The 25,303-nt window shown below is 70.3% G+C and carries 26 protein-coding genes, 1 tRNA gene, 1 other RNA gene and 1 pseudogene; 13 read left to right on the forward strand and 16 right to left on the reverse strand.

Translation table 11 applies throughout. The features are described 5' to 3' along the window. Window positions 1-3 precede the first annotated feature (3 nt). A complete protein-coding gene (locus KBX71_RS30460; RefSeq protein ID WP_210821200.1) occupies window positions 4-1,065 on the reverse strand; it encodes an aspartate-semialdehyde dehydrogenase in 1,062 nt (353 codons plus the stop codon). A gap of 5 nt (window positions 1,066-1,070) precedes the next feature. Further along, window positions 1,071-2,336: an aspartate kinase gene (locus KBX71_RS30465; RefSeq protein ID WP_124823345.1), complete on the reverse strand. Its 1,266-nt coding sequence runs from the start codon at window positions 2,334-2,336 to the stop codon at window positions 1,071-1,073. A gap of 259 nt (window positions 2,337-2,595) precedes the next feature. Between KBX71_RS30465 and KBX71_RS30470 the strand changes: the two genes are divergently transcribed. The 3 genes from KBX71_RS30470 to leuA all read left to right on the forward strand — a co-directional run bounded on the left by KBX71_RS30470 (window position 2,596) and on the right by leuA (window position 6,163). After that, window positions 2,596-3,387: a hypothetical protein gene (locus KBX71_RS30470; protein ID WP_307847397.1), complete on the forward strand. Its 792-nt coding sequence runs from the start codon at window positions 2,596-2,598 to the stop codon at window positions 3,385-3,387. Window positions 3,388-3,472: 85 nt separating this feature from the next. Then, the gene (locus KBX71_RS30475; protein WP_210821201.1) at window positions 3,473-4,003 is read left to right on the forward strand and encodes a nitroreductase family protein; all 531 of its coding nucleotides are present in this window, start codon (window positions 3,473-3,475) and stop codon (window positions 4,001-4,003) included. 408 nt (window positions 4,004-4,411) lie between these two features. Beyond that, window positions 4,412-6,163 (forward strand): 2-isopropylmalate synthase, encoded by a 1,752-nt coding sequence (gene leuA / locus KBX71_RS30480; RefSeq protein WP_196929115.1) that lies wholly within the window; start codon window positions 4,412-4,414, stop codon window positions 6,161-6,163. Between the two features lie 29 nt (window positions 6,164-6,192). Here leuA and KBX71_RS30485 read toward each other — a convergent pair whose 3' ends face one another. Beyond that, a complete protein-coding gene (locus tag KBX71_RS30485; RefSeq protein WP_210821202.1) occupies window positions 6,193-7,686 on the reverse strand; it encodes an MFS transporter in 1,494 nt (497 codons plus the stop codon). A gap of 107 nt (window positions 7,687-7,793) precedes the next feature. Here KBX71_RS30485 and KBX71_RS30490 point away from each other — a divergent pair, with 107 nt between their 5' ends. Both KBX71_RS30490 and KBX71_RS30495 read left to right on the forward strand, forming a co-directional pair. Then, window positions 7,794-8,450, forward strand: coding sequence for an HNH endonuclease family protein (locus KBX71_RS30490; RefSeq protein WP_210821203.1), 657 nt, complete (start codon window positions 7,794-7,796; stop codon window positions 8,448-8,450). Beyond that, window positions 8,426-8,815, forward strand: a complete 390-nt coding sequence (locus tag KBX71_RS30495; RefSeq protein WP_210821240.1) for a hypothetical protein — start codon at window positions 8,426-8,428, stop codon at window positions 8,813-8,815. Before KBX71_RS30490 ends, KBX71_RS30495 begins: the two co-directional genes overlap by 25 nt. 24 nt (window positions 8,816-8,839) lie before the next feature. On the opposite strand, the gene KBX71_RS30500 is transcribed toward KBX71_RS30495, so the two are convergent. The 7 genes from KBX71_RS30500 to KBX71_RS30530 form a co-directional block, all read right to left on the reverse strand. Beyond that, window positions 8,840-9,943: an ABC transporter ATP-binding protein gene (locus KBX71_RS30500; RefSeq protein WP_124823353.1), complete on the reverse strand. Its 1,104-nt coding sequence runs from the start codon at window positions 9,941-9,943 to the stop codon at window positions 8,840-8,842. Further along, window positions 9,940-10,953: an ABC transporter ATP-binding protein gene (locus KBX71_RS30505; protein ID WP_210821204.1), complete on the reverse strand. Its 1,014-nt coding sequence runs from the start codon at window positions 10,951-10,953 to the stop codon at window positions 9,940-9,942. Before KBX71_RS30505 ends, KBX71_RS30500 begins: the two co-directional genes overlap by 4 nt. A 7-nt stretch (window positions 10,954-10,960) precedes the next feature. Next, a complete protein-coding gene (locus KBX71_RS30510) occupies window positions 10,961-11,923 on the reverse strand; it encodes an ABC transporter permease (protein WP_210821205.1) in 963 nt (320 codons plus the stop codon). Beyond that, window positions 11,920-12,924, reverse strand: a complete 1,005-nt coding sequence (locus KBX71_RS30515) for an ABC transporter permease (RefSeq protein WP_210821206.1) — start codon at window positions 12,922-12,924, stop codon at window positions 11,920-11,922. The genes KBX71_RS30510 and KBX71_RS30515 overlap by 4 nt, the downstream gene beginning before the upstream one ends. Before the next feature lie 85 nt (window positions 12,925-13,009). After that, window positions 13,010-14,671: an ABC transporter substrate-binding protein gene (locus KBX71_RS30520; RefSeq protein WP_210821207.1), complete on the reverse strand. Its 1,662-nt coding sequence runs from the start codon at window positions 14,669-14,671 to the stop codon at window positions 13,010-13,012. Between the two features lie 313 nt (window positions 14,672-14,984). Continuing rightward, window positions 14,985-15,578, reverse strand: coding sequence for a recombination mediator RecR (gene recR, locus KBX71_RS30525; RefSeq protein WP_124823358.1), 594 nt, complete (start codon window positions 15,576-15,578; stop codon window positions 14,985-14,987). Window positions 15,579-15,586: 8 nt separating this feature from the next. Continuing rightward, entirely contained in the window at window positions 15,587-15,895 is a 309-nt protein-coding gene (locus tag KBX71_RS30530; protein ID WP_007466279.1) for a YbaB/EbfC family nucleoid-associated protein, read from the reverse strand. A 200-nt stretch (window positions 15,896-16,095) separates the two neighbouring features. On the opposite strand from KBX71_RS30530, the gene KBX71_RS30535 reads away from it, so the two are divergent. Beyond that, window positions 16,096-16,767, forward strand: coding sequence for a DUF998 domain-containing protein (locus KBX71_RS30535; protein WP_210821208.1), 672 nt, complete (start codon window positions 16,096-16,098; stop codon window positions 16,765-16,767). A gap of 61 nt (window positions 16,768-16,828) precedes the next feature. On the opposite strand, the gene KBX71_RS30540 is transcribed toward KBX71_RS30535, so the two are convergent. Together KBX71_RS30540 and ffs are read right to left on the reverse strand one after the other, a co-directional pair. Next, a complete protein-coding gene (locus tag KBX71_RS30540) occupies window positions 16,829-19,978 on the reverse strand; it encodes a DNA polymerase III subunit gamma and tau (protein ID WP_210821209.1) in 3,150 nt (1,049 codons plus the stop codon). Window positions 19,979-20,180: 202 nt separating this feature from the next. Next, window positions 20,181-20,270, reverse strand: an RNA gene (gene ffs / locus KBX71_RS30545) — signal recognition particle sRNA small type. An 82-nt stretch (window positions 20,271-20,352) separates the two neighbouring features. On the opposite strand from ffs, the gene KBX71_RS30550 reads away from it, so the two are divergent. After that, a tRNA-Ser gene (locus tag KBX71_RS30550) sits at window positions 20,353-20,437 on the forward strand. Window positions 20,438-20,508: 71 nt separating this feature from the next. Here KBX71_RS30550 and KBX71_RS30555 read toward each other — a convergent pair. Then, a complete protein-coding gene (locus KBX71_RS30555; RefSeq protein ID WP_210821210.1) occupies window positions 20,509-21,141 on the reverse strand; it encodes a pentapeptide repeat-containing protein in 633 nt (210 codons plus the stop codon). A gap of 100 nt (window positions 21,142-21,241) precedes the next feature. Beyond that, window positions 21,242-21,484: a flavin reductase gene (locus KBX71_RS30560; RefSeq protein ID WP_210821211.1), complete on the reverse strand. Its 243-nt coding sequence runs from the start codon at window positions 21,482-21,484 to the stop codon at window positions 21,242-21,244. A gap of 191 nt (window positions 21,485-21,675) precedes the next feature. On the opposite strand from KBX71_RS30560, the gene KBX71_RS30565 reads away from it, so the two are divergent. The 4 genes from KBX71_RS30565 to KBX71_RS30580 all read left to right on the forward strand — a co-directional run bounded on the left by KBX71_RS30565 (window position 21,676) and on the right by KBX71_RS30580 (window position 24,189). Beyond that, window positions 21,676-22,443, forward strand: coding sequence for a helix-turn-helix transcriptional regulator (locus KBX71_RS30565; protein WP_210821212.1), 768 nt, complete (start codon window positions 21,676-21,678; stop codon window positions 22,441-22,443). After that, window positions 22,434-22,625 (forward strand): DUF397 domain-containing protein, encoded by a 192-nt coding sequence (locus KBX71_RS30570; RefSeq protein ID WP_210821213.1) that lies wholly within the window; start codon window positions 22,434-22,436, stop codon window positions 22,623-22,625. The genes KBX71_RS30565 and KBX71_RS30570 overlap by 10 nt, the downstream gene beginning before the upstream one ends. A gap of 422 nt (window positions 22,626-23,047) precedes the next feature. After that, window positions 23,048-23,602, forward strand: coding sequence for a hypothetical protein (locus tag KBX71_RS30575; RefSeq protein ID WP_210821214.1), 555 nt, complete (start codon window positions 23,048-23,050; stop codon window positions 23,600-23,602). A 92-nt stretch (window positions 23,603-23,694) separates the two neighbouring features. After that, a complete protein-coding gene (locus KBX71_RS30580; RefSeq protein ID WP_210821215.1) occupies window positions 23,695-24,189 on the forward strand; it encodes a hypothetical protein in 495 nt (164 codons plus the stop codon). Window positions 24,190-24,203: 14 nt separating this feature from the next. Here KBX71_RS30580 and KBX71_RS34895 read toward each other — a convergent pair whose 3' ends face one another. After that, window positions 24,204-24,347, reverse strand: a complete 144-nt coding sequence (locus KBX71_RS34895) for an alpha/beta hydrolase (RefSeq protein ID WP_210821242.1) — start codon at window positions 24,345-24,347, stop codon at window positions 24,204-24,206. Between the two features lie 14 nt (window positions 24,348-24,361). Here KBX71_RS34895 and KBX71_RS30590 point away from each other — a divergent pair. Continuing rightward, window positions 24,362-24,778: pseudogene (locus KBX71_RS30590) on the forward strand (LuxR C-terminal-related transcriptional regulator); the annotation flags it as partial. A 47-nt stretch (window positions 24,779-24,825) separates the two neighbouring features. Here the strand turns inward: KBX71_RS30590 and KBX71_RS30595 are convergent. Further along, window positions 24,826-25,020 carry a hypothetical protein gene (locus tag KBX71_RS30595; protein WP_210821216.1) on the reverse strand — a complete coding sequence of 65 codons (195 nt, stop codon included), beginning with the start codon at window positions 25,018-25,020 and terminating at the stop codon, window positions 24,826-24,828. A 19-nt stretch (window positions 25,021-25,039) separates the two neighbouring features. Between KBX71_RS30595 and KBX71_RS30600 the strand changes: the two genes are divergently transcribed. Then, on the forward strand, window positions 25,040-25,258 hold the full coding sequence (locus KBX71_RS30600; RefSeq protein ID WP_210821217.1) for a TetR/AcrR family transcriptional regulator C-terminal domain-containing protein: 219 nt from the start codon (window positions 25,040-25,042) through the stop codon (window positions 25,256-25,258). Window positions 25,259-25,303: the final 45 nt, after the last annotated feature.

Raw genomic sequence — 25,303 nt, forward strand, 5'->3', positions numbered from 1 at the left:
GGGTTAGGGGGTTCGGAGTTCTTTGGCTAGGAGTTCGGCGATTTGGGCGGTGTTGAGGGCTGCGCCCTTACGGAGGTTGTCGCCGGTGACGAAGAAGTCGAGGGCACGGGGGTCGTCCAGGGCGCGGCGGATCCGGCCGACCCAGGACGGGTCGGTGCCGACGGCGTCGATCGGCATCGGGAACTCCCCGGCCGCGGGGTCGTCGACCAGGATCACTCCGGGGGCGTTACGCAGCGCCTCGCGGGCGCCCTCGGCGTCGACCTCGGTGGCGAAGACCGCGTGCACGGCGACCGAGTGGGCGGTGACGACCGGCACCCGGACGCAGGTGGCGGACACCTTGAGGTCGGGGAGGCCGAGGATCTTCCGCGACTCGTTGCGGATCTTCATCTCTTCGGATGACCAGCCGCTGTCCGCCGGGGAGCCGGCCCAGGGGACCACGTTGAGCGCCATGGGTGCCGGGAACGGGCCCAGGTCGTCGCCGACCGCCTGCCGCACGTCACCGGTGCGCGAGCCCAGCGCCCGATCGCCGGCGACCTTGGCGAGCTGGTCGTGCAGGATGTCGACACCGGACTTGCCCGCGCCGGAAACCGCCTGGTAGGAGGCGAGGACCAGCTCTCGGAGGCCGTACTCGCGGTGCAGCGGCGCGACCGCGACGATCATCGCGAGCGTGGTGCAGTTGGCGTTGGCGATGATGCCCCGCGGCCGGTTGCGGACCTGCTCGGGGTTGATCTCCGGAACGACCAGCGGGACGTCGCGGTCCATCCGGAACGCGCCGGAGTTGTCGACAGCGATCGCGCCTCGGGAGACGGCGATCGGGGCCCACTCGGCGGAGACCTCGTCGGGCACGTCGAACATGGCCACGTCGACCCCGTCGAACGCCTCGGGGGTCAGCGCCTGGACGACCATCTCCTCGCCCCGGCAGCGCACCCGGCGCCCGACGGAGCGTTCGGAGGCGAGCAGCCGGATCTCACCCCAGACGTTGCGTCGCCCGGTGAGCAGCTCACACATCACGGTGCCGACGGCACCTGTCGCTCCGACCACGGCGAGGGTGGGCAGCGCCGTCATCGGCGCTACCTACCCGTCCCCGCGTAGACCACGGCTTCGGTGTCGCCGCCCAGCTCGAACGCGTCGTGGATGGCGCGGACGGCGGCGTCGAGGTCGCTGTCCCGGCAGACCACGGAGACCCGGATCTCGGAGGTGGAGATCATCTCGATGTTGACCCCGGCGGCGCCGAGCGCGGCGAAGAAGCCGGCCGCCACACCGGGGTGCGAGCGCATGCCCGCGCCGATGAGCGAGACCTTGCCGACGTGGTCGTCGTAGAGCAGGCCCTTGAACTTGACCGGCTCCTGGATCTTGCTGAGTGCCGCCATCGCGGTGGGGCCGTCGGCCTTGGGCAGGGTGAACGAGATGTCCGTCCGGCCGGTGCCCTCGGTGGAGACGTTCTGCACGATCATGTCGATGTTGATCTCGGCACCGGCGACGGTGTCGAAGATCCGCGCGGCGGCACCCGGCTCGTCGGGCACCCCGACGATCGTGATCTTGGCCTCGCTGCGGTCGTGCGCGACCCCGGTGATCAGTGCCTGCTCCACGGAAAGGTCCTCCATCGATCCGGTGACCATCGTGCCGGTGTTGGTCGAGTATGACGAACGGACGTGGATCGGCAACCCCGCCCGCCGGGCGTACTCCACGCTACGCAGGTGCAGCACCTTCGCGCCGCACGCGGCCAGCTCCAACATCTCCTCGTAGGTGATGTGCCGGATGTGCCGGGCGTTGGGCACGATCCGCGGGTCGGCGGTGAAGACGCCGTCCACGTCGGTGTAGATCTCGCAGACGTCGGCGTGCAGGGCGGCGGCGAGCGCCACGGCGGTGGTGTCCGAACCACCGCGGCCCAGCGTGGTGACGTCCTTGGTGTCCTGTGAGACGCCCTGGAAGCCGGCCACGATGACCACCGACCCCTCGTCGAGCGCGCCCTTGAGCCGCCCGGGGGTGACGTCGATGATCCGTGCGCGGCCGTGCACCGACGTGGTGATCACGCCGGCCTGCGAACCGGTGAACGAGCGGGCTTCGTACCCCAGGTTGTGGATGGCCATGGCCAGCAGGGCCATGGAGATCCGCTCCCCGGCGGTGAGCAGCATGTCCAGCTCGCGGCCCGGCGGCAGCGGGCTGACCTGGTTGGCCAGGTCGAGCAGCTCGTCGGTGGTGTCGCCCATCGCGGAGACCACCACCACCACGTCGTCGCCGGCCTTGCGGGCGGCGACGATGCGCTCGGCCACCCGCTTGATCCGCTCGGCGTTGGCGACGGAGGACCCGCCGTATTTCTGCACCACGAGTGCCACGACGGTGCACTCCCTCCCAGCGACCCTGAGCGTGCCGACGCCGCCGGAACCGGGGCCGGCGGCGCGTGTCAGACCCCTTGAGGGTATCCGGCGGGTAACGACGCCGGGTCAGGTGATCCCACCATCCGGCCCGCCCGGGGCCGGCCGGGCCGGATCCCACCAGGTCGGGAGGTACGCCGACACGCCTCGCCCGACACGCCGGGACGAGCCCGGTACGCGTCGGCACCCACCGATCGCCCGCACCCACCAGAATGGGCCGGTGCCCGTCCTCATCCGCTCGGCCGGCCGCGTGCTCGGGCCGCTCGTCCTCGCCCTGCCCGCGCTCCTGGCCGGCTGCACCAGTGCGCAGCAGCCCCCGGCTCCGCCGCCCGCCGATCCGGGGCCGGTCGACGTGGACGCCGCGCGGGATGAGCTGGCCGCGCTGGCCGCGGCGGCCCAGGACCGCCACCTGGTGGCCCAGTACGTGTACAGCCAGACGGGTCGACCCGATCGCACCATCGTGCTCACCAGCGCCAACGACGGCAGCTGGCGGGTCGACGTGCCGGGGGGCGCGTTGGGTGGCACGGCCGACGTCTCGATGGCCGAGACGGCCGACGGGCTGTTCCAGTGCGCCCTCCCGTCGTCCGGTCATGCCGAGTCGGCGAGTTGCGTACGCCTGGGTGATCGCGACGACGCGATCCCACGTCGGTCGGACCCCCGGGTCCAGCACCCGCTCACCGACTGGCTGGACGTGCTCACCGACCGACGCGCACCCTTGGCGGTGGCCCCGGCCGACGCGCCCGAGGGTGTCACCGGCACCTGCTACTCGGTGGACTCCACCTCGGCCTCGCTCAACGCCCCGCTGGACGTGGGCATCTACTGCTACGACCGGGACGGCACGCCGACCGGCGTCCGCACCGGGGCCGGGACGCTGCGGTTGGCCGCTCCACCCGGCCCGGCGCCGGCCACCGTGCAGCTGGCCGGCCCGGTGGTGGTCGACCGGGAGCCGCTCGACACCGCGGCGCCGCCGACCCCGGACCCGTCGGAGAGCACGGGCGCGACAACGCCCTGATCTTCGTCCCGTTACGGGTGCTCTTGCCCACATTCAGCCACCCCTGCCTGTGTGGGCGAATCGCCCATACAGGACGATCCGTCGTATGGCCGACCTCACCCCGCTGCTCGCCTACCGCTGGAGCCCACGAGCCTTCGACCCGAGCGCCGAGCTGACCCCGCAGGAGTCCGCCTCGCTGCTCGAGGCCGCGCGCTGGGCCCCGTCGGCCGAGAACGGGCAGCCCTGGCGGTTCGCCCTCGGCCACCGGGACGACGAAACCTGGAAACGGATCCTGATCAGCCTCCCGGTCGACGACCAGACCTGGATCCGGCACGCCGCGACCCTTGTGGTCGGCGCCCACACCGGCCTCGACACCGAGCGCGCCGCGTACGACCTGGGGCAGGCGATCGCCCACCTGACCGTGCAGGCCACCGCGCTCGGCCTGCACGTGCACCAGCTCACCCGTTTCGACCGGGCCGGCCTCTCCACCGAACTCGACCTGCCCGGAGGCGTCCGCCCGTTGGTGGTCGCCGCCGTCGGCCGGCTCGGGGACCCGTTCGCCCTCCCGGCCGAGCTGCGTGCCCGGGAGACCGGTCTGCGCCGCCGTCGTCCGGTTGCCGACCTGCTGCTGCGCTGATCGAGCTCACCCGCCGCGCTCCGGGTGTCCACCGGCGGGTGGGGTTGGTTACCGACGGCAGCGATCTTCGTGCTGGTAGGGCTGGCGATCGTGCCTGCGGTGAGCTGGGCCGAACGGACGCCACGGCTGGGTGCCGAGGTCGCGGAACAGCCCATGACTCCGGTCCCATAGTCCGGACCTGTCTTTCCACCCCCCGTTCCATCACGTAGGGTGACCTGGTCATGTGGCAGGCGCTGCTCCTCCTTAGCCGCCGCGACGAGGCCTGACCGGCCGGCACCTCGTCGCGGAGTCGCATCGCGCCGTCCAGCACATCCGAGTTCCTTCTCGGCACCGCCGCGCATCGTCGCCCGGCATCTCGCCGACACCTTCCGATCTGCTGACGCCACATGTTCCAGGGAGCACTCTGAGATGGCTCAACCTGTCACCGACGCTGAGACCGATCCGATCGCCCGGCAGCGCCCCAGCCGGATGCCGTACCACCGCTACCAGCCGTACCGGGAGCAGTTCCGGGTCGAACTGCCGGACCGCACCTGGCCCACCCGCACCGTCGACGCCGCCCCCCGCTGGTGCGCGGTGGATCTCCGCGACGGCAACCAGGCCCTGATCGACCCGATGTCGCCGGAACGCAAGCGCCGGATGTTCCAGCTGCTGGTCCAGATGGGCTACAAGGAGATCGAGGTCGGCTTCCCGTCGGCCAGCCAGACCGACTTCGACTTCGTCCGGCAGCTCATCGAAGACGACATGATCCCGGACGACGTCACCATCCAGGTGCTCACCCAGTGCCGCGAGCACCTGATCGACCGGACGTTCGAGTCGCTGCGCGGCGCGAAGCGGGCCATCGTGCACTTCTACAACTCGACCTCGACGCTCCAGCGACGGGTGGTCTTCGGGCTGGACCGGGACGGCATCGCCGACATCGCCACCAGCGGCGCGCGGCTCTGCCAGAAGTACGCGGAGATCCACACCCCGGACACCGAGATCTTCTACGAGTACTCGCCGGAGTCGTACACGGGGACCGAGCTGGAGTACGCGCTGGAGGTCTGCTCCCGGGTGATCGACGTGATCGACCCGACCCCGGACCGGCCGCTGATCATCAACCTGCCGGCCACCGTCGAGATGGCCACCCCCAACGTGTACGCCGACTCGATCGAGTGGATGCACCGGCACCTGCCGCGCCGCGACAGCGTGGTGCTGAGCCTGCACCCGCACAACGACCGGGGCACCGGCGTGGCCGCCGCCGAGCTGGGCCTGCTCGCCGGCGCGGACCGCATCGAGGGCTGCCTGTTCGGCAACGGTGAGCGCACCGGCAACGTCGACCTGGTGACGTTGGGGCTCAACATCTTCTCCCAGGGCATCGACCCGATGATCGACTTCTCGAACATCGACGAGATCCGGCGAGCCGTCGAGTACTGCAACCAGCTGCCGGTGCACGAGCGCCACCCGTACGCGGGTGACCTGGTCTACACCGCCTTCTCCGGCTCCCACCAGGACGCCATCAAGAAGGGCTTCGACGCCCTCGCCGCCGACGCGAAGGCGGCCGGCGTACCTGTGGACGAGCACACCTGGGCGGTGCCCTACCTGCCGATCGACCCGAAGGACCTGGGCCGCACCTACGAGGCGGTCATCCGGGTCAACTCGCAGTCCGGCAAGGGCGGCGTCGCGTACATCATGAAGAGCGAGCACCAACTGGACCTGCCGCGCCGGCTCCAGATCGAGTTCTCCGGGGTGGTGCAGCAGGTCACCGACCACGACGGCGGCGAGGTCGACCCGACCGCCATGTGGGAGATCTTCGCGACGCACTACCTGCTCGACCACCAGCCCGACCCGGCGGTCCGGTTGGCCGGCTACACGATCGGCACGGCCGACGGCAAGGTCGAGATCGAGGCCCAGGTCGGTGTGGGCGGCGAGCAGCGGTCCCTGGCCGCCGTCGGCAACGGCCCGATCGACGCGTACGTCAACGCGCTCCAGTCGGTCGGAGTGGGCGTGCGGGTGCTCGACTACCACGAGCACGCGCTCTCCTCCGGTGGTGACGCGCAGGCCGCCGCGTACGTGGAGTGTGAGGTGGACGGGAAGACGGTCTGGGGTGTCGGCACCGACGCCAACATCGTCACCGCGTCGATCAAGGCGGTCACCAGCGCCGTCAACCGCGCCCGCCGCTGACCTACGCGCGGCACCCCCGGGGTGGTTCCCTACTTCGGGGGTGTCGCGACGGGCAGCGAGTGGCAGGGCTGGGAGGGCGGGGCTTTCCGGGGCGGTCGGTGGACCAGCACGAGGGCCAGCACCGCGCCGGCCACGAGCAGCCCGGCACACCACTCCATCGCGCCCCGGAACGCGTCGGTCAGGTCGGCCTTCTGCTCGTACCCGGCGCCGGAGAGCCCGACCAGCAGCGGCAGCGCCGCCACCGCGAGCAGCCCGCCGGCCCGGGACGCGGCGTTGTTGAAGCCGCTGGCCACCCCGGAGAACCGGTCCTGCACGGCGGCCAGCACCGACGCGGTCAGCGGCGCCACCACCAGGGTCAACCCGATGCCGAAGAGCAGCACCCCGGGCAGCACGTCCCGCCAGTACGACGCGCCCGGTCCGACGCCGCGCAGCAGCAGCAGACCGACAGCGGCGATCACCGGTCCGATGGCGAGCGGCAGCCGTGGGCCGATCCGCGCCGACAGCGCACCGGCCCGCGCGGAGCCGACCAACAGCAGCAGGGTCATCGGCAGCAACGCGATGCCGGTGCGGAAGGCCGACCACCCGACCACGTTCTGCAGGTAGACGGCGAAGAAGAAGGTGAAGCCGCCGAGCGCCGCGTAGACGACAACTGTGAAGAGGTTCAGCACCGAGAAGAGCCGGCTGCTGAACAGCCCGGTGGGCAGCATCGCGGCGTCGCCACGCCGCCGCTCCAGCAGGACGAAGGCCACCGCGGAGAGCACCCCGACCACTGCCGCGATCAGCACCTCGGCGGAGTCGAACCCGCGGGCCGGCGCGTCGATCAGGGCGTAGGTGACGCCGGCGAGGGCGAGCGCTCCGAGCAGGGCTCCGGCCACGTCGAACCGCCGTCGGGCCCGATCCCGTCCCTCGGTGCGGGAGGCGCTCTCGTCCCGGCTCTCCGGCACCCAGCGCAGGGCGGCCAGCAGCACCAGCACGGCGATCGGCAGGTTGAGGAAGAAGATCCAGCGCCAGGAGAGCGTGTCGATCAGCCAGCCCCCGATGAACGGGCCCAGCGCGGTGGACACCCCGGACAGCCCGGCCCAGGCACCGATCGCCCGGCCCCGGTCGTCGGGATGGAAGCTCGCCTGGAGCACCGACAGCGACCCGGGCGTGAGCAGCGCGCCACCGGCGCCCTGGAGGAACCGGGCCGCGATCAGCATGCCGGTGTCCTGGGCCAGCCCGCAGAGCACGGAGGCGGCGGTGAACCAGACCACGCCGATGAGGAAGATGCGTCGCCGGCCGAAGCGGTCGCCGAGCGCGCCCCCGAGCAGCACGAACGCCGCCAGCATCAGCAGGTAGCCGTTGATGGTCCACTGGAGATCGGCGACGTTCGCGCCGAGATCCTGCCCGAGTTTCGGCAGCGCCACGTTGACGACGGTGCCGTCGAGGAAGACCATGCCAGAGGCGAGTACGGCGGCGAGCAGCGTGCCGCGGCCGGCAGTGGTGCCCATCCGGAGGGGGGACGCCGGTACGGGTGCGGTCATCCCACCAATGTGCCTTGCATCATGTGGGAGACGCCACGAAACGCCGAAACCGTGCCCGGGTACTGTGCGCAATCGCCGGGAGCCCCCAAGCTGGAGAGGTGTCGTCTGTGCGTACCAGATCAGGACCGCGAGCGGCGGTGACCGCGCTTGCCGCGGCGCTGGCGCTCGGCGTGGCCGGTTGCGTCCCGCAGGATGAGCCGACCACACCGCCGCCGAGCGGCGGCGGCAACGCCGCGGAGCAGCTGAGCCAGCTCACCGTCGCTACCGCCGGCTCGATGAAGGGCTACAGCCGGGAGCGCTTTCCGCACTGGCGGGACACCGGCAAGAACTGCGATGTCCGGGACAGCATCCTCCAGCGCGACGGCAAGGACGTGAAGCTCTCCGGCTGCAACGTGGTCGGTGGGCGCTGGGAGAGCGTGTACGACGGTCGCAGCTTCTCGGATCCCTCCGACGTGGACATCGACCACATGGTGCCGTTGGCCAACGCGTGGCGCTCGGGTGCCGACGGTTGGGACAACGCGAAGCGCGGCGATTTCGCCAACGACACCACCCGTCCGCAGCTTTTCGCGGTTTCGGCGTCCTCGAACCGGTCAAAGGGTGACCAGGACCCGTCCCAGTGGAAGCCGGCAAACCGGTCTTACTGGTGTAAATATGCGCAAGACTGGGTGACGGTCAAGCACTACTGGAAGCTGACGGTGACCAGCGCCGAGAAGGCCGCCCTGACCGACATGTTGGAGGGCTGTTCAGTGGGGAGCGACTCGTGACCGCCGCCGGCGACACCGGCCCGTCCGCCGCCGGCATGACCGCGGACGGCAGCGCCGAGACCCCCGCCGCCGTGCCGGGTGCCGGCATGGTCGCGGATTCGGACGGCGCGGCCGGCCCACAGAGCCGCACCACCGACATCGTGCCCGGCCCCGGCGGCGTGATGACCGACGAGGTCGGGGTCGTCACCGGCGACCTGACGCTGCGCACCGAGTACGCGGACGGCACTGTCACAGTGCGGGTGCAGTACAAGGACGCGGACGAGTGGTACGCGGTAACCGGCACGTCGGTCACGCTGGCCGACCCGGCCGGGCTGGACGCGGTGCACGGCGTCGCGGTGGGGCTGCTGAACCGCCCCGAGGGCTGACCAGCGCCGGCACCGCGTCCAGTCTCAGACGTACGAGCCGGGCTCGGTGGGCGCGGAGACCACGGCCGGCGCGTCCCCCTCGCCCTCGGGTCGGACGATCTGCGCGCTGACCCCGTGCGGGCGCAGTTCGCCGCTGGCGATCTGCTCGGCCCAGTGGCAGGCCACCCGGCTGGCGCCGATGTCCCGCAGCACCGGTCGCTCGTCGGCGCAGCGGGTGGGCTGCGCCCACGGGCAGCGGGTGTGGAACCGGCAGCCCGACGGCGGGTTGGCCGGCGACGGCAGGTCACCGGCGAGCAGGATGCGCTCCCGGCGGTCCTCCACGTCCGGGTCCGGCACCGGCACCGCGGACATCAACGCCCGGGTGTACGGGTGCAGCGGCTCGGTGTAGAGCCTGTCGCTCGGCGCCTCCTCGACCAGTGCGCCCAGGTACATGACGCCGACCGTGTCGGAGATGTGCCGCACCACCGCGAGGTCGTGCGCGATCACCAGGTAGGTCAGCCCCAGGCTGTCCTGAAGTTCGTCCAGCAGGTTGACCACCTGGGCCTGGATCGAGACGTCGAGCGCCGAGACCGGCTCGTCGGCGACGATCAGCTCCGGCCCGAGCACCAACGCGCGGGCGATGCCGATGCGCTGCCGCTGCCCGCCGGAGAACTCGTGCGGGTAGCGGGACAGCGCCCAGCGCGGCAGCCCGACCGCGTCCAGGGTCTCGCCGATGATCCGCCGCCGGTCGGTGCGGTCGGTGCCGATCCCGTGGGTCTGGAGGCCCTCGGTCAGGATCGACTCCACGTTCTGCCGAGGATCGAGGCTGGACATCGGATCCTGAAAGATCATCTGCATCCGACGACGCATGCTGCGCAGCTTGCCCGACGGCAGCGTGGTCAGCTCGACACCGTCGAAGCTGACCTCACCGGCGGTCGGCGGGGTCAGCTGGAGCAGCGCCCGACCCAATGTGGACTTGCCGCAGCCGGACTCGCCGACCAGGCCGTACGTCTTGCCGCGCGCGATGCTCAGGTCGACCCCGTCGACGGCCTTCACGTGGCCGACCACCCGGTCGAAGAGCACCCCCCGCTTGATCGGGAAGTGCACCTTCAGGTCGCGCACCTCGACGAGGATGTCGTTCTCACTCATGCTGATTCCTCCTCGCGCGGGGCGGGCACCAGGCCCGGCAGCGGCTCCGGGTTGACGCACCGGTAGCTCCGTCCGTCGTGCGCGTGCACCAGCTCCGGCGGCTCGCCCACACACTCGTCGATCCGGCGGGCGCAGCGCGGGGCGAAGGCGCATCCATCCGGCCAGGGCAGCAGGTCGCGGACCGAACCGGGGATCGGGTTGAGCTTCTCGCCCCGCCCGGCGTCCAGGCGCGGCACCGAGCCGAGCAGACCCACTGTGTACGGGTGACGCGGCTGGCGGAACAGCGGACGACGGCGGGCCGTCTCCACCACCCGGCCGCCGTAGAGCACGTTGACGGTGTCGCACATGCCGGCCACCACGCCCAGGTCATGCGTGATCATCAACAGTGCGGTGCCGGAGTCCCGGACCAGCTCCTTGAGCAGCTCCAGGATCTGGGCCTGGATGGTGACGTCCAGCGCGGTGGTCGGCTCGTCGGCGATCAGCAGCCGTGGCTGGCAGGCCACCGCCATCGCGATGAGCGCACGCTGGCGCATCCCACCGGAGAGCTGGTGCGGGTACTCCTTGAGCCGACGCTTCGGGTCGGGGATGCCGACCCGGTCCAGCAGCGCCGCCGCCTCCTTCGCCGCGGCCTCGCCCTTCATCCCCCGGTGCCGGGTGAGCACCTCGGTCACCTGCAACCCGATCGGGATCACCGGGTTCAACGAGGAGAGCGGGTCCTGGAAGATCATCGCGATGTCCCGACCCCGGATGTCCCGCCGCGACCGATCGTCGAGCTGGAGCAGGTCGGTGCCGTCGAATACGGCCTTGCCGCCGACCCGCAGGCCGGGCTGCTTGGGCAACAAGCCCATGATCGCGAGCGAGGTGACGCTCTTGCCGCAGCCGGACTCGCCGACCAGGCCGACCACCTCACCGGCGTCGACCGAGAAGGACACCCCGTCGACCGCGTGCACGGCCCGCTGACCGCGGCGGGCGAACGTGACGGAGAGATCTTCAACTTCGAGCAGTGCCATTACGGGCCTACTTCCGCAGCTTCGGGTCGAGGGCCTCACGCATCGCCTCACCCAGCAGGGTGAAGCCGAGCGCGGTGATGATGATCGCGACGGCCGGATAGATCGCCAGTGACGGCCGGATGCCGAGGTACTGCTGCGCGTCGGCGAGCATGACCCCCCACTCCGGCACGGCGGTGTCCGGATTGCCGAGGCCGAGGAAGGAGAGCGCCGCAGCCTCGATGATCGCGGTCGCCAGGGTCAACGTGGCCTGCACGATCACCGGGGCGAGCGAGTTCGGCACCACGTGGGTCAGCGCGATCTTCGACTTCTTCACGCCGAGCGAGGTCGCCGCCAGCACGTAGTCACTGTTGGCCTGGGAGATCATCGAGCCGCGCAGCAGCCGGGCGAACACCGGCACCGAGACCACACCGACCGCGATCATCACAGTGGTCAGGCTGGCCCCGAGCAGAGCGGCGATGCTCACCGCCAGCAGCAGGCTCGGCATCGCCAGCAGCATGTCGATGAAGCGCATCAGGGTGGTGTCGATCCACCGCCCCCAGCGGCCACCGAGACCCGCCGCGGCGCCGGAGACGCCACCGATCAGGGCGCCGATCGCCAGACCGATCAGGGTGGAGACCACGCCGACCAGCAGGGTCTGACGGGCACCCACGATCATCCGGCTGAACTCGTCCCGGCCCTGGTGGTCGTAACCGAACCAGTGCTCACCGGTCGGGCCGGGAATGACACCCGGCCTGATCAGCCCCTCCCGGATGCCGATCGTGTCCGTCGCCGCGTACGGCACGAGGAACGGGCCGACCACCGCGACCAGCACGAAGAGCGCCAGGATGACGGCGCCGACGATCGCGGCCGGGTTACCGCGCAGCCGGCGGAACGCCTCCTGCCAGAGGCTGACACCCCGCTCGTCGTCACGGGCGGCCAGCTCGGAGAGCCGGTCGATCTTTTCGCGCTTCTTGCCTGGGCTGAGTGTCATCGCACCCTCACCCTCGGGTCGATGAAGCTGTAGGAGAGATCGACCAGCAGGTTCACCAGCACGTACACCACCGCGATGATCAGGATGAAGCCCATCAGCACCGGATAGTCGCGTTGGCCGATGGCCTCGGCGACGAACGCTCCGATGCCGCTGAAGGCGAAGACGGTCTCGGTCAGCACCGCGCCCGAGAGCAGGCCGCCCGCGAGCAGACCGATCGAGGTGGCGACCGGCAGCATGGCGTTGCGTAGGACGTGCCGGCGACGAACCGTCTGCTCGGTCAGGCCCTTTGCCTCGGCGGTTCGTACGAAGTCCTCGTTCAGCACCTCCAGCACGCTCGCCCGGGTGATCCGGACGATGATCGCCAGCGGGATGCTGGCCAGCGCAATGCTGGGCAACACCAGATGCCAGAGGGCGTCGGCTGCGGCGTCCCACTCACGGGTCATCAACCCGTCCAGGACGAAGAAGTTGGTGACCCGGGTCGCCCCGAGAGTCGGGTCCTGCCGGCCGCTGGACGGGAACCAGTGCAGGTTCTCCGAGAAGATCGCTTTGAGCACGTAGCCCAGGAAGAAGACCGGGATGCAGATGCCGATCAGCGAGCCGCCCACGGACGCGTGGTCCAGGAAACGGCCGCGACGGCGAGCAGCCAGGTAGCCCAGCGGGATGCCGACACCGATGGCGATCACCATGGCGGTGATGGTCAGCTCGACGGTGCCGGGGAAGCGCTCGATGAACTCCGTGGTGACCGCCCGCTTGGTGGAGGTCGAGGTGCCCAGGTCGAGCTTGATCATCCGCCGTACGAACCGGCCGTACTGCACCAGGATGGGCTCGTCGAGCCCCATGTTGCGGCGGATCGCGGCCCGCATCTCGGGTGTGCCGCGCTCGCCGAGAATGGCGGTCTCGGGGCCGCCGGGGAGTCGGCGGAGCCAGATGAAGAGCAGGAGGGAGAGCCCGAACAGCGTGGGTATCAGCTGAAGCAGGCGCCTGACGATGAACCGGAACACGGCGGCCTCGAAGGGGTGCGGAGGGTTGCGGGCGGGCGCTGTGCGACAGCGCCCGCCCGCGTTCCTTGCTGCGTCAGATCAGGACTTACTTGAACTCGGCGGTCGCGTACCGCTCGTCGGTGAGCGGGCTCGCCTTGACGCCGGTCACGTCCTTGCCGAACACGATCGCCGGCGGGGAGTGCGAGATCGGCACACCGGGCAGGAACTCCATCACGGACTTGTTCAGGGCCTTGTACTTCTCGGTCCGGGCCGCGATGTCAGCGGTGCTGTCCGCGTCCTTGAACTGGTCGAACAGGGCCTTGTTGTTGAAGCCCCACTCGTCCTTCGGCCGGTCGAAGAAGGTGCCGATGAAGTTGTAGGCGTCGCCGTAGTCACCGGTCCAGCCCAGGAAGTGGATGTCGTGCTTGCTACCCGAGGTGGTGGCGTTCAGGTAGTCCGGGCTCCACTTCAGCGGGATCGCCTCGACGGTGATGCCAACGGCCTTCAGGTCCGCCGAGAGCAACTCGAAGATGTCCTTCGGGTTCGGCATGTACGGCCGGGTGACCTCGGTCGGGTAGTGGAACTTCAGCGTCAGGTTCGACGCGCCGGCCTCGGCCAGCAGCGCCTTCGCCTTGGCCGGGTCGTAGGTGTACTTCGTGACGTCACCGTTCCAGCCCTCGACGGTGTCCGGCATGAAGTTGTCGGCGACCTTGGCTCCCGGCGGCAGCTTGGAGGTGACCAGCTGCTGACGGTTCAGGGCGTACGCGATGGCCTGCCGGACACGGATGTCGGCGAGCTTCGGGTTGCCCTTCTGGTTCATCGCCAGGTAGAGCACGTTGAACGCCGGGCGCGTGAGCATGTTGAAGCCCTCGGACTTCAGCGGCTCGACGTCGGCCGGGCCAACCAGGTCGTAGCCCTGGATGTCACCGGAGCGCAGCGCCTGCTTACGGGCGTTCTCATCCGAGATCGTCTTGAAGATGAGGGTCTTCAGCTTGGCCTTGGCGCCCGAGTAGTCCTCGTTGCGCTCCAGGGTCAGCGTCTTGTTCGCGACGTCCCAGGTCTTGAACTTGAACGGGCCGGTGCCGGTCGGGTGCTCCGTCGCGTACGCCGGGTACTTGATGTCCTCGGCGGTGCCCGCGACGTTGCTCGCGTCGAACTCCTGCAGCGCCTTCGGGCTGTGGATGGAGAACGAGGGGAGCATCAGCGCGGCCGGGATCTTGCTGGAGACCCGGGTGAAGGCCAGGTCCACAGTGGTGGCGTCCTTGGCGGCGCAGGACTTGAAGAGACTCGGCGGGAGATCCGCGTTCTCGTTCTTGGCGAAGCCGCCCATGACGTCCTGCCAGTACGCGGTCACGTCCGGGCTCTGCATGAGGCCCTTGGCGTTGTACCAGCGGTTGAAGTTGACGCAGACGGCCTCGGCGTTGAAGTCGGTGCCGTCGTGGAACTTCACGCCCGAGCGGAGCTTGAAGGTCCAGGTGGTGCCGGCGGCGTCCGGGGTCCAGGACTCGGCCAGGCCGGGGGTGACCTTCGTGCCACCCTCCTCCGGTCGGACCAGGGTCTCGAAGACCTGACGCGCCACGCGCAGCGACTCACCGTCGCTGGCGAAGCTCGGGTCGAGCACCTTCGGGTCTCCGGCGACGCCGAAGACGAGGGTGTCCTTCTTGCTACCGCCGGATTTGTCGTCGCGGTTGCTCTCGGCGCAGCCTGCTACCGCGAGGGCCGCGACCGCGATGGCCGCGATCGCGACCTTCGGCCTGGGTGCACGCATGTGTGCTTCACCTCGTCCTTGGGGGTACGGACAACGTGGTGACAGGGGTCACCGATGGCGGTGACCATAGCTCCCGATGCGTCCACCCGGAAACCGCCGGGTGGACGGTTGGTATCGAATCGTGCCTCAACCGCCGCTTGGCATTCGATTCTTAGGTAAACAGCGGCAAAAACCGATCAATCTGCATCCGCGATGCTGAACTGTTACGTCGAACAGCCCCGATGAGGGGACAGGTGTCAGATCATTTCCGGGCAGAGACACAGCGGTGGCCGGCACCCACCCGGGTGCCGGCCACCGGCCGTACGTCAGGGAATCAGACGGCCCGGCGCCCCTCGAAGGCCCGACCGAGGGTGATCTCGTCGGCGTACTCCAGATCGCCGCCGACCGGCAGCCCACTGGCCAGCCGGGTCACCGAGATGCCCATCGGCTTCACCATCAGCGCCAGGTAGGTGGCGGTCGCCTCGCCCTCGGTGTTCGGGTCGGTGGCGAGGATCAACTCCCGCACCTCCCCACCGCTCAGCCGGGTCATCAACTCCCGGATGCGCAGGTTGTCGGGGCCGATCCCCTCCAGCGGATTGATCGCCCCGCCCAGCACGTGGTAGCGACCGCGGAACTCACCCGTCCGCTCGACCGCCACCACGTCCTTGGGCTCCTCCACCACGCACAGCACCTCGTCGGTGCGGCGCGGGTCGCGACAGATCCGGCACTGCTCGGACTCGGCCACGTTGTAACAGGTCGTGCAGAACCGCACCAGCTCCTTGACCTTGCGCAGCGCGCCGGCCAGCCGGTTGACGTCGGCCGGATCCGCCGACAGGACGTAGAACGCGATCCGCTGAGCGCTCTTCGGGCCCACGCCCGGCAGCCGACCCAGCTCGTCGATCAGATCCTGGATGGCACCTTCGTACATCTGCCGGCTCAGAAACCGGGCAGGCCGAGGCCGCCCATGCCGCCGGCGACCGGGCCCATCTTGCGCTCGGTCAACTCCCGGGCCGCCTCAGCGGCGTTGTGCACGGCCGCGACGACCAGATCCTCAAGCGTCTCCACGTCGTCCGGGTCGACGGCCTTCGGGTCGATCTTGATGGCCTTCAGCTCGCCGGAGCCGGAGACGGTCGCGGTGACCAGCCCGCCACCGGCGGTGCCGGTCAGCTCGGCCTCGGCCAGCTCGGCCTGGGCGGCGGCGATCTGCTGCTGCATCTTCTGCGCCTGCTTCAGCATCTGCTGCATGTTCGGCTGTCCACCTGGGCGCACGGGATGGCTCCTTCTCACACTCGTCTTCTCGACCGCCGCTCAGCCTATCCGCTGGGACCGACCTCGCCCCGCCCGGTTCGTCCGCCCACGCCGAGCCTTGGGTACGGCTACCCCTACCCCGAACCGGCCATCTGCGGGTAGTGCGCCGGGAGCCGCCGCACTGGTCTGCTCGTGTCATGAACCTCAACCGCACCGGCCGGGTCGGCGCGCTGTGCTGGGTCGCGGCCGCACCCATCTTCCTCGTCGCCAGCCTGATCAGCGGGCTGCGGTGGCGCGAGCCCACCTACAGCTGGGCCACCCACAACATCAGCGACCTCGGCAACGCCCACTGCGGCGTCTGGGACACCACCCGCCCCCGCTACGTCTGCTCGCCATGGCACCCACTCATGAACACCGCGATGCTGGCCACCGCCGTACTGCTCACCGTCGGGCTCCTGCTGACCTGGCGGATCCTCGGCCGCGGCCCGGCGGTGCGCTCGGCCCAGACACTCCTGCTGCTGGCCACCAGCGGATACGCGCTCGCGGCCGTCCACCCGGCCGACGTGGACGAGAACCTGCACGTCCTCGGCGCATTCCTGATCATGGGGATGGGCAACGTCGGCCTACTCCTCGCCGGCTTCGCCCCGCACACCACGACGCTCGGCCGCTGGCGACCGCTCACCCTCACCGCCGGGCTGATCGCGCTGGCCGGAACGACACTGTTCTTCGCCCAGCAAGGCGTCGGGATCGGAGTAGGAGGCATGGAACGCCTAGCCGTCCTACCCTTTCCCCTCTGGGCCTGCGCCCTGGGAGTCTTGCTAGCCGAACCCCCTCCCCTGCGCGATCTTGCACTTTCTGCCTCGACATAAGGGGGCATTCTCCGCAAGACGGCGACCGAAACTGCAAGATCGCCGAGCCGGGGCGGGGCTGTTAGCGGGCGTCGATCTCGTTGATCTTTTCGGCGCCGAAGGTTTCCCGGAGCAGCCGTACCGCCTGCTCCTCGCTCGACTCCCGCGCCGTCTTCTCGTCGATGATCTCGTCCAACGGCTCGTCGCCCGGGTCGAACCCCTCGAAGGCCGGGGCCGCCGCCGGTGCCGCGCCGCCGGGCCGGCCGGCCCGCGCCGGGCCGTCGAAGTCCGGGTCGTAGGGCGGCTCGCCGGCCCATTCGGCGTCCGCGACGGGCCGGGCTGCCGCTCCGGTACGCGCACCGCGCCCCGCCGCCGCCGCGCGAGCCGCGGCGATGGCGCTGCTCACCGGGGCACCACCGGCTGTCGCCGGCTGCCGGGCCGCCGGTGTCGGGTTACCCCGCCCGCCAGGCTTACCGCCACCGGCCGCTGCCCCGGGACCGCCCGAACCGCCCGGTCCGGTGCTGTTCGCGCCACCGCCGTTCGCGCCACCGCCGTTCGCGCTACCGCCATTGGTGCCACCGCCGTTGGTGCCGCTGCCGCTCCCGGCGCTCGCGATCGTGGCGCTGCCGTTCGCGCCAGTCGACGCCGGCCCGGAGTGGGGGCTCGACTCGTTTCCGGCCGATGCTCCGCCCGGTCGGGCGGCCTCAGGCCAGTCCTCGTCATCCGTCGCCTCAGCGGCGGGGGCGCCGCCGCCGGGACGGGCCGCTTCCGGCCAGTCGCCGTCGTCGTCCGCCGCCGGGGCGGACGGCGTCGCACCCTGTCGACCGGCACCGTGACCACCAGAACCCGCGCCAACACCGCCGCGCGAAGCCGAGCCGGCAGCAGCGCCGGCCGGGTTCGCCGAGGTGAACGAGGCGTTCGTCGAGTCGGCGGCGGTCGGGGCGTGAGGTGCCACACTCCCCGACCCGGCAGGGTTCGAGCCCGGAGCGGGGTTCGAGCCCGGCATGACGTTGGAGCCTGACGCAGCGTGCGAGCTAGGCGCAGCGTGCGAGCTTGGCGCGGGGATCGAGCTAGGCGCAACGTTCGAGCCAGGCGCAACGTGCGAGCCTGACGCGGGGATCGAGCCAGGCGCGGGGTTCGAGTCTTGCGCAACGTTCGAGGCAGACGCGACGTTCGAGCTTGGCGCGGGGTTCGAGTTCGCTGCGGCTGGCGGCGCGCTCGTCGGACCGGCGGCGGCAGCCGGGGTCGCGGCGTTCGTCGCAGCGGGCGGCGTGTCCGGCCCGGAGGACGGCGCGGCGGGTCGGGCGGCGGGTTGCGAGCGCGTTGAGCCGGATAACGAAACGCCACCGCGCTCGCCGGCCACCTCGCACCGGATCTGCCAGCGCCCGCCCAACTCCTCGTAGAGCGCGTCGGTGAGCACCGCCGCGTGGTCGGCCATCATCTTGGCCAGCACCGTGGACTTCACAGTCAGCACCAGCATGTCGCCGTCGAGTTCGCGGACGACCGCGTCCCGCATCAGGGCGGCGATCCGCTTGTTGGTCCGGTTGACCTTGCCGACCACGTCGGGCCAGACGCGGCGGACCGCGACCGCGTCCAGCGCGGCGGGCGGTGCCCCCGGTCGGGGCGGCGCGGGCGTGGCCGGGTCGGGCAGCACCGCCGACGGTGGCACCACGCGACGCGGGGCCGGCCCGGCGGGCGAGACGGGTACGGCCTGGTCAGCGGGTGCCGGCCCGGTCGACGCGCCGGGAGACGCCGGGATCGGCGAGTCGGCCGCCGAGACGTACGGGGCCGGCACGCCGGAGGTAGGAGCGCCCGAGGCCGGAGCGCCCGAGACGGGTGCGTGCGAGGCGGGAGTTCCGGTGACCGAAGCGGCCGGGGCGGGAGCGCCCGAGGCCGCGGCGTTCTGGGTCGGGGACGCCGCCGGGTCGACCGCCCACGGCGGTGCGGAGGTCGGGGCGTTCGCGGGTGCCAGGGTGGCGGCAGCCGGGACCGGGGTGGCTGGCTGTGGGCGTACCCCTTGGTGGTTGGTTGGCGCGGAGCCGGCGGTGGCCGACGGCGCGTCGGTGCCGCTCAGGGTGAGCCGACGTTCCATCCGCTCAAGGCGCTGGAGCAGGCCGCCGGTGGAGTCGTCGACGCCGGGCAGCAGCATCCGGGCGCAGATCAGCTCCAGCAGCAGGCGGGGCGCGGTGGTGCCGCGCATCTCGATCAGCCCGTTGTGCACGATGTCGGCGCAGCGGGAGAGCGTGGCCGAGCCGAGCTGCGAAGCCTGGGCGGCCATCCGCTCGATCTGGTCGCCGGGGCCGTCGATCAGACCCTTCGCGGCGGCGTCCGGCACCTGCTGGATCACGATCAGGTCGCGGAGCCGTTCCAGGAGGTCGGAGGCGAACCGGCGCATGTCGTGCCCGGCCTCGGCGACCCGGTCGACGGTGGCGTACGCGGCGGCGCCGTCCCCGGCGGCCAGCGCGTCGCACATCTCGTCGATCAGCGCCGAGTCGGTGACCCCGAGCAGCGCGACGGCTCGGGCGTAGCTGACCCCCTGCGCGCCCGCGCCTGCGATGAGCTGGTCGAGCACGGAGAGGCTGTCCCGCATGCTGCCGCCACCAGCGCGCACCACCAGCGGAAAGACCGCCGGCTCGACGGCGACGCCCTCGGCCTGGGTGAGCTGCTCCAGGTACGGGCGGACGACCTTCGGCGGAAACAGCCGGAACGGGTAGTGGTGGGTCCGCGACCGGATCGTGCCGAGGACCTTCTCCGGCTCGGTGGTGGCGAAGATGAACTTGACGTACTCCGGGGGCTCCTCGACCAGCTTGAGCAGGGCGTTGAAGCCCTGGGTCGAGACCATGTGCGCCTCGTCGATGATGTAGATCTTGAAGCGACTGCTGGCCGGCGCGAAGAAGGCGCGCTCGCGCAGCTCGCGGGCGTCGTCGACACCGCCGTGGCTGGCCGCGTCGATCTCGATCACGTCGATCGAGCCGGCACCGTCAGTGGCCAGCGAGCGGCAGGAGTCACACTTGCCGCACGGCTCGGGAGTGGGGCCCTGCTCACAGTTGAGCGAGCGGGCCATGATCCGGGCGCTGGTGGTCTTGCCGCAGCCACGGGGGCCGGAGAAGAGGTAGGCGTGGTTGAGCCGTCCGCTGCGCAGCGCCTGCGACAGCGGCTCGGTCACGTGCTCCTGACCGATGACCTCAGCGAAGGTACGCGGCCGGTACTTGCGGTAGAGCGCCAGCGTCACTCGTCCCGCCTCCTCTCGACCGAGCCATTCTGCGCCGGTCGGGCGCGGGTGACCACCCACCACCCCGGGCGCCTGGGCCTTCGGGCTTGATCGACTCGGCTGTCGGCCTTGATCGACTCGGTTTCCTGGAAACCGTGGTGTCCGCGTGGCCGGGACACCGCGACATCACGGATGTCGAGTGGATCAACCAGCCCACAGACAAAAAGGCCTCCCGTGCACCCGGCAGAGCTCGCTTATCCTTGCTGCCTTCCGGCCCTGGGGAGGTTCACGAGATACCGCCGCACGGGAGGTGACGCCCAGCCTACCCGACCGCCCGTCGATCTTCAGGGGGTGGTGGGGTGGCCCGGCCGACGCGGGCCTGTATCCTGGCTCGCGGAGGATTCGCCTAGAGGCCTAGGGCGCACGCTTGGAAAGCGTGTTGGGTTTACACCCTCACGAGTTCGAATCTCGTATCCTCCGCTCATCTGAGCAGCACGAACGACAGGGCCGGCCCCAACGGGGACCGGCCCTGAGTCGTCTGTGCGGTGGCGTCAGTCCACCACCTTGACGTTCTCCGCGCCCTGCCCCGAGAACCACGCCTCCAGCTCGGCGCCGCCGAGAGACCGGGTCGCTTCCTCGTCGACGAGGACCGGACCGACGACGGCGCCCTTCGCGCCCTCGAACTGGCAGCCGAACATCCTCGCGCCGGTCAACACCGTCGGCATGCTCGTGCCGCCGAGCGTGCACCAGCGCAGGCTGGCCAGCTCAAGATTGGCGCCGCGCAGATCGGTCTTGTAGAGCTTGGCGGAATTGAGGATCGCGTGGCGGAGATCCGCCCCTTGCAGAACGGCATCGTCGAGCTGCACCGCGAACAGTCGAGCCGAGCGGAACAACGCGTTAGCGGCCGAGCAACCGACCATTTCCGCCTTGGCCAGGTCGGCGAAGGAGAAATCCGCGCCCTGCAACTCGGCGTTGCTCAGGTTGGCGTCGCCGAGGTTGGCCTCCTCGAATCGGACACCGACCAGATGAGAATTGGCGAGATAGGCGCCGAGCAGGTCGAGTCCGCTGAGGTCCGCACCGCGAAAATCAAGAAAATCCCCGGACAGGTACGCCGTGGCCGAAGCGTCGGCGAGCCACTCCTCCAGCGCTTCCCGCGCGTCAGGGCTGTCTGGCCAGCGGATCACGTCGCCGCTGGACCGCCTGTACCTGCTCATTTGTCGACACCACCTTGCCGTCCCACTCCGACCTCGGCCTCGATCCGGAAACTAGCGTGCGCTGGCGAGGTCAGGCGCGGGCGCGGGCCCAGGAGAGGAAGCGCTCGGTCAGACGGGCCGGGTTGACGTCGGTGAGATGTTCGCCGGCCTCGGTTTGCAGCGTCGCCAGGTAGACGGTCAACCCGAGCCGGTCGTGCCGGTATTCGCCGAGCAGCCGCAGCTTCGCCGCCGAGCAGGGCCAGGCGATGCCGCACGCCGCACAGCGCCAGGTGGGTCGGGCCGGCAGGTGGTTCCGGTAGCGGCGGCGGGACACGGGCGGACCTCCTTCACTGTGGACGGGGGTCGCCCCCACCGGGGCGACCCCCGGACTGACGCCGACCACCGGGCTCCTGCGCCTCCACCGGCCACGCCGTCTTCTGTGGACCACCCTTGGGTGAGTTACGAGGCAGATACACCGCGTAGCGATATGGTCACCAGATATCCGGGACATCCGATGGAGGAGCCGTGAACGACGCGCTTCGAGTGGCGCTCAGCGACACCGGGCACACCACCGAATCCCTCGCCGAGACCGTCGGCGTCGACCCGAAGACGGTAGGACGCTGGTTGACGAAGGACCACATCCCGCATCCCCGTCACCGGTTGGCGGCAGCAGAGGCACTACACAAGGACGTGTCGGACATCTGGCCGGACACTTCAAGACGTCGCGACCCCATTTGGTTCCGTCCGTGGCAGGAGATCGAGCGCGAGGCGGTGTCGCTTCGCTGGTTCGAGTCGACCGTGCTGCCCGGGTTGCTCCAGACCGAGGCGTACGCCCGTGCGGTGCTGGGCGGCGCGGGCCTGATCCCCCGGGGCGAGATCGACCGACACCTCACGGTCCGGCTCGGCCGGCAGGGCGTGCTCAAGCGGGACGACCCGCCGCAGTTCACGGCGGTGATCGACGAGGCGGTCATCCGCCGCCCGGTGGGCGGCCGGGCGACGATGCGCGAGCAATTGTTGGCCGTGGCGGCGGCGTGCGTCGAGCCGCACATCCGGGTGCACGTCGTGCCCAGCACGGTCGGCACCTATGCCGGCCTCAACGGACCGTTCGTGATCGCACACAGCCACGACCACCGGGTTGCCGGCTACCTCGACAACCAACTTCAGGGACAAGTCGCTAGCGACCCCGAGGACATCGCCGCCATGATGGCGGCATGGGAGAACGTGCGCGGGGAGGCGTTGTCGCACTGGCAGTCGGTCGAACTCATTACGGAAGTGGCGGAGTCATGGAGCTGAACCGCGCCCGGTGGCGCAAGAGCAGCCGCAGCAGCGGCAACGGCGGCGCCTGCGTCGAGGTCGCCGACAACCTGCCCGGCGTCGTCGGCGTGCGGGATTCAAAGGACCCGACCGGCCCGGCGCTCGCCTTCGCGCCCGTGGCCTGGCGCGCGTTCGTCACCCAGCTCGCCCGGCGGGCCTGAACGACCCCGACGATCCGTCACCCCTCCGGCCGGATGCGGCCCGCCGCCGGATGCGGCCCGCCGCCGGATGCGGCCCGCCGCCGGATGCGGCCCGCCGCCCTCAACTCCGCCGAGATCTTGGACAGTTTCCGTTCGCGCGGAACGGAAAGTGTCCAAGATCTGGGGATTTGATGCCGGGAAGGCTCGATGCGCTGACACCGTCCGTACCGGTTGGGGCCGGTTTGATCCTCGCCGGCGGGCTGACGACCGGCCGCCGGCTGACGGCGTTCTCGCGGCCCGGGACTCCCGCAAACGCCCGGGGCGGACCATTCGGTACTGCGCAACTGAGCGTGGACGACGGGTACCGTCCGGAGGCGCGGCCTCCGAGCCTGGGACCGTCGTACACATGTTCTATCCACAGGCTGTGGACGGCGGAGGGTTCGATGGCTTACCAGCTCAGCGCGGTCGTCGCGGACGCTGAGCTGCTCCGCGAGCAGACCGCCGAGCTGGATCATGCGGTCCTCGGCGAGCTGCGCCAGGACTTCGCGTTACTGCCGGTCACCCCGCAGCTGGTGATCGAGCTGACCGGGTCGTTGCCGGATTTCGCGACGGACGACCGGAGCGCCGCCCGCCCGTTCGACCTGGTGTTGTCGACGGCGCTGGTCGAGGTGCTGACTCGCTGGTCACAGTCGGGGCCGGTGGCCTATCTGGAGGCGGCATTCGGTGGTGGCGTCGGCTACCAGTCGGCGGTGGTGTGGTTGGGCGGGGTGTTGGCCTGGGGCCCGCGCTTCGACGACGAGTTGGACGCGTCGCGCGAGCAGTGGCCGATCAACGGTGCGCTGAGTCGGCTCGGCGTGGAGCCCGGCACCTGGATCGACAGGTTCGCCGAACTGGGGTTGCACCTGGAGCGGAACACCGACGGCTGGCTCGCGCACGGGCGACGTCGACTCAGCGCCGACTACTGGGATGAGCTAGTCGAACAGTGGGAAAACCAGTAATTCGGCCACCAGCAGCAACCTGAACGCTCCCGTCCCGTTGGGGACTGGGGGATTCCATGAAATTGCGACAATTTGCTTTTATTGCCATGCTGATGACGGCTGCCTCGATCGCTGGCAGCGGCGTACCGCCAACCGGGCCGATCTCGGATGGCCGGCCCGCCGGCAGCGTGGAGATCATCGGCCTGAACGGCCTACAGAACATCGAGTTCGGTGCCACCGAGGACGAGCTGACCCGACGCGGCATCCTGCGTACCAGCCTGGATGCCTGCGGGCCGGTGCTTGCCGGCCATGACACGGTCAGCCCGGTCTTCGTGGAGGACAAACTCGTACTGCTCTGGGTCGGCGACCCGATGCGGACACCGGAGGGCATAACGGCGGGCTCGCCCGTCGACCAGGTCTGGGACCGCTATCCGGAGGTCAGCCGGCTGCTCGCTCCACAGGGGACGCACCGCCTCGACGGGTTGCTCGCCCGCAGCGGCGACCGCGCGTACCTGTTTCTGCACGACGGGCGCACGGTCCGAAAAGTAATCGCCGGGTACGCGGACTGGGCCCGCCGCCTCTTCGACGAGGGAGCGGGCCCGTGCTGACCGGCGCGGACTGATCAGGGCGACGTGTGGCCGACGCAGTCGAGGTCTCTGGCCGGCAGCTTTCCGTCGGCAAGATAGGTGACGACCGCATCGTCCACGCACACGTTGCCGTAGTTGCCGAAGACACCGTGGATCCGAGCGTCGCGCAGGGTGAGCAGCCGGGAGCCGGCTGCCGGTGCTGCTGCTGTCCCAGCACGTCGAGCGTGCCTACGCGACCGAGCTGCTCACTGACGGGCAAGGCGGCGTCGGCTACCTGCTCAAGGACCGGGTGTCCCGGGTCGAGGAGTTCCTTGACGCCTTGCGTCGGGTCGCCGCCGGGGGCACCGTGCTGGACCCGCAGGTCGTGGCCCAACTCGTCACCGCCCGGCGCAACCCGCTCACCGACCTCACCGCCCGGGAACGCGAGGTGCTCGCGCTGATGGCCGGAGGCAGCACCAATACGGGCATCGCCGCCCAGCTCGTGATCACCGAGCGCGCGGTGAGCAAGCACATCGGGAACATCTTCACGAAGCTCGACCTGCCACCCGACGGCGACGTGCACCGCCGGGTCGCCGCCGTGCTCACCTTCCTGAAGGATCCGGGCCGATGAGCGGGCCGGATTCCCCGAGGGCCGGCCCGCTCGTGCCGGCGACCGCATCAGCGCCCGAGCGACCGCCAGAAGTCGTACGAGTGGGCCGCCGCGAAGTCCGTCCTGACCGATCCGCCGCCACCGGCGAACACCCGCACGTACGGGGCGTCGGGACGCAGACGAGGCCAGCCCACCCGGCCCGTCCGGGCGAAGTCGCTCCAGGTACGGACCGGCTCGGCGTAGTCGTGATCGGCAGCACGCACCCAACGTCGCGCTGGCGGGATGTGCGCGGTCGCGCGGGTAGCGGCTCAGCACACCGGCCTGACCGACGACGAGTGGATGGCGGCCCAGGCCGACGTGTTGGGCGGCCTCCTCGCGGCGGGTGAGTTTCCCCATCTGGCCCGACTCACCCGGACAGCGGTCGACCTCAATGTCGAGAGTCTTTTCGAATTCGGTCTGCAACGTTTGCTCGACGGCGTGGAACAGCTACTCGAGCAATGACCGATTAGATCCTTTTGGTGCCTGTTTATGCAACTATGGGTCGCT

It is taken from the genome of Micromonospora sp. D93, assembly GCF_018070365.1.
GTDB classification, from domain to species: Bacteria; Actinomycetota; Actinomycetes; order Mycobacteriales; family Micromonosporaceae; genus Micromonospora; species Micromonospora ureilytica.

Coding starts and splice junctions, on each gene's coding strand:
- KBX71_RS30600 (WP_210821217.1), top strand. CDS start 25,040: ATGTGCGCGGTCGCGCGGGTAGCGGCTCAGCACACCGGCCTGACCGAC.
- KBX71_RS30575 (WP_210821214.1), top strand. CDS start 23,048: ATGGCTTACCAGCTCAGCGCGGTCGTCGCGGACGCTGAGCTGCTCCGC.
- recR (WP_124823358.1), bottom strand. CDS start 15,578: ATGTACGAAGGTGCCATCCAGGATCTGATCGACGAGCTGGGTCGGCTG.
- KBX71_RS30460 (WP_210821200.1), bottom strand. CDS start 1,065: ATGACGGCGCTGCCCACCCTCGCCGTGGTCGGAGCGACAGGTGCCGTC.
- KBX71_RS30520 (WP_210821207.1), bottom strand. CDS start 14,671: ATGCGTGCACCCAGGCCGAAGGTCGCGATCGCGGCCATCGCGGTCGCG.
- KBX71_RS30570 (WP_210821213.1), top strand. CDS start 22,434: ATGGAGCTGAACCGCGCCCGGTGGCGCAAGAGCAGCCGCAGCAGCGGC.
- leuA (WP_196929115.1), top strand. CDS start 4,412: ATGGCTCAACCTGTCACCGACGCTGAGACCGATCCGATCGCCCGGCAG.
- KBX71_RS30475 (WP_210821201.1), top strand. CDS start 3,473: ATGGCCGACCTCACCCCGCTGCTCGCCTACCGCTGGAGCCCACGAGCC.
- KBX71_RS30510 (WP_210821205.1), bottom strand. CDS start 11,923: ATGACACTCAGCCCAGGCAAGAAGCGCGAAAAGATCGACCGGCTCTCC.
- KBX71_RS30505 (WP_210821204.1), bottom strand. CDS start 10,953: ATGGCACTGCTCGAAGTTGAAGATCTCTCCGTCACGTTCGCCCGCCGC.
- KBX71_RS30500 (WP_124823353.1), bottom strand. CDS start 9,943: ATGAGTGAGAACGACATCCTCGTCGAGGTGCGCGACCTGAAGGTGCAC.
- KBX71_RS30530 (WP_007466279.1), bottom strand. CDS start 15,895: ATGCAGCAGATGCTGAAGCAGGCGCAGAAGATGCAGCAGCAGATCGCC.
- KBX71_RS30535 (WP_210821208.1), top strand. CDS start 16,096: ATGAACCTCAACCGCACCGGCCGGGTCGGCGCGCTGTGCTGGGTCGCG.
- KBX71_RS30580 (WP_210821215.1), top strand. CDS start 23,695: ATGACGGCTGCCTCGATCGCTGGCAGCGGCGTACCGCCAACCGGGCCG.
- KBX71_RS30485 (WP_210821202.1), bottom strand. CDS start 7,686: ATGACCGCACCCGTACCGGCGTCCCCCCTCCGGATGGGCACCACTGCC.